This window comes from Bradyrhizobium sp., from assembly GCF_049798375.1.
Lineage (GTDB): Bacteria > Pseudomonadota > Alphaproteobacteria > Rhizobiales > Xanthobacteraceae > Bradyrhizobium.
Map to the genome: position 1 here is coordinate 1 of NZ_JBARGP010000510.1, position 2,234 is coordinate 2,234.

The 2,234-nt window shown below is 64.3% G+C and carries 3 protein-coding genes; 2 read left to right on the top strand and 1 reads right to left on the bottom strand.

Annotation, left to right across the window (positions count from 1 at the left end):
* The first annotated feature begins 28 nt into the window (after positions 1-28).
* Entirely contained in the window at positions 29-292 is a 264-nt protein-coding gene (locus WA702_RS20795; protein WP_425112430.1) for a hypothetical protein, read from the top strand.
* Between the two features lie 335 nt (positions 293-627).
* On the opposite strand, the gene WA702_RS20800 is transcribed toward WA702_RS20795, so the two are convergent.
* Entirely contained in the window at positions 628-1,011 is a 384-nt protein-coding gene (locus WA702_RS20800; protein WP_425112431.1) for a tautomerase family protein, read from the bottom strand.
* A 92-nt stretch (positions 1,012-1,103) separates the two neighbouring features.
* Between WA702_RS20800 and WA702_RS20805 the strand changes: the two genes are divergently transcribed.
* Positions 1,104-1,988 (top strand): LysR family transcriptional regulator, encoded by an 885-nt coding sequence (locus WA702_RS20805; RefSeq protein WP_425112432.1) that lies wholly within the window; start codon positions 1,104-1,106, stop codon positions 1,986-1,988.
* Positions 1,989-2,234: the final 246 nt, after the last annotated feature.

Here is a 2,234-nt window from a genome sequence, read left to right on the forward strand (position 1 = left end):
GGGCCCAAGAGGTCGATGAGATCGCGTGATGCCAGGTAGCTTCGCAATTCTGTTTCCGGCGCCCTACATCATCGAAGTGTCCAAGCTTCGCCAGCAACTGGACGCGGCCCATTTCGCCTGGGCGCAATTGCGAAGGCTGCAGCAGCAGGCCTTTGTGATCGAGAACATCCGTTTCAATCACGATCCTCTGTGGAATAAGCGCGTGTTAAGCCTGCAGTCGGCGCGCGATGGGGCGCATTGGTTCTGGAAGGCGACGCGGGTCATCGCGACTATCAGCGGCGGGAGCATCTAGCCGACGGTTTTGTAGGATGGGTGGAGCGAAGCGATACCCATCATGCAGATGCGCGTGGATTTGATGGGTATCGCTGCGCTCCACCCATCCTACGAGGTCTCGATTGCGGCGCTCCGTAATCCGGTTTGTCGTAGGGTGAGCAAAGGCGCCTTCACCGCCAGTTCTGCAAATGCGGTGGAAGAGCGCCGTGCCCACCATCTGGACGCGTCAACGTGGCTGGCGCGGTGGGCACGCTTCGCTTTGCCCACCCTGCAACGTTTTCGTCGCTTCGCTCCTCGCAATGACGGTCATTATGAGCGGCTCATGCTCGAGAGCATGATCAGCGTGACGTCGGCCTACACGACGTACTGCGCTATGCCGTTGCCGAATGACCAGTTCTCCTTCACGACCTCGACGAAGTTCACGAACACGTCCTCCGGACGGACGCCGGGGCGCTGGCGCAGGCGCTCGACCAGCCGGGCATAGAACGCCTGCTTGGTTTCCAGCGAGCGGGTGTTGCTCACCGTGAGCTGGATGATGACCAAATCATCCGAGCGTTCGATGCCGAGATAATTGCGGTCGAAAATGAAATTGTCCGCGTCGTGCTCGTTGATGACCATGAAGCGGTCATGCTCGGGCACGTTGAAGGCCTCGCGCATGGCCTCATAGATCTCGGTGGTCAGCATTTGTTTGAACGCGCTCGGTTTGCCTCGGCGCAGTTCGATCCTGACGAGCGGCATGACAGTTCTCCCATGGTTTCGATTGCTGGATCATAGCTGCGAGACTACAATTCCGAAAATGAATGTTTGAGCCTTAAGGATGACGATTCAACATGCATAAGGCGCCGACCCTCGAACTCGATTGGCTGCGCGCCTTCGTCACCGTGGCCGATGCGCGCAATTTCACCGCCGCCGGCGCGGCGGTCGGCGCCACGCAGTCGGCGGTCAGCATCCGGATCCGCAAGCTGGAAGAGCGGCTCGGGCAGCGGCTGATGGAGCGCAACGCCCACAACGTGTCGCTGACCAATTTCGGCATGACGTTCCTGCCGGACGCGCGGCGCGTGCTGCAGCTGCACGATGATGCCGCGGTACGCGCCATCGGCGCGGCGCGCAGCCGCAGCTTCGAGCTCGCGATCAGCGACCATACGGTCGGCGATCTGTTGCCGGCGATCCTGGGGCCGATGCGCGAGCTGCCCGACGGCCGCCTGCTGTCCGTCGTGGTCGGGCGTTCTCCAGAGCTCGCCGTCGCATTCGCAAGCCGGCGCTACGATGCCGTGATCGGCAGGGCGGGCGATTTCGGCGGCGAGGGTGAGACCATCATGGAGGACAGGCTGGTCTGGACCGCGGCAAGATCGTTCAGATGGGAGCCGGAGCAGCCGCTGCCGCTGGTGTCGCTGTCCGCACCGTGCACGATCCGCGACACCACACTAACCGCCTTGGCCCGGCACGATGTGTCCTGGCGCGAGGCCTTCGTCGGCACCGGCGTGGCTGCGATCCAGGCCGCTGTTGTCGCCGGCTTCGGCATTGCTGCTCTGGAGGCGCGCAACGTGCCGACGGACTGCGTGACACGGGGCCAATGGCTGAAGCGGTTGCCGGCGCTGCCCTCGACCCGGGTGGTGATGCGCATACGGGAGGGAACGGAGGCCGATGCGCGGATCGTGCGGGCGATCGCGAGCGCGTTGAAGCAGGCCGCGCCGCGCGGACGCCGGGCTCGCTGAGGTCGCATCGTGCGCCGCTCGGCCAGCCAACAGCGAGCGTGTTGGCATCCGCAGAGGCGAGACCTATAGTCGGCGAAGATTGGGTTGTCGATCTGGGGGTCATGCGCGTTTCCATCATCACCGGGGGCGGGGCCGGTATCGGGGCTGCCGTGGCGCGCGCTTTATCTGCGCCCGGCCAACGCTTGATGCTGCATGGGCAGGGGGCGGACGATGCCGGCCGGGCGCGGCTGGCGGCCGTCGCCGCCG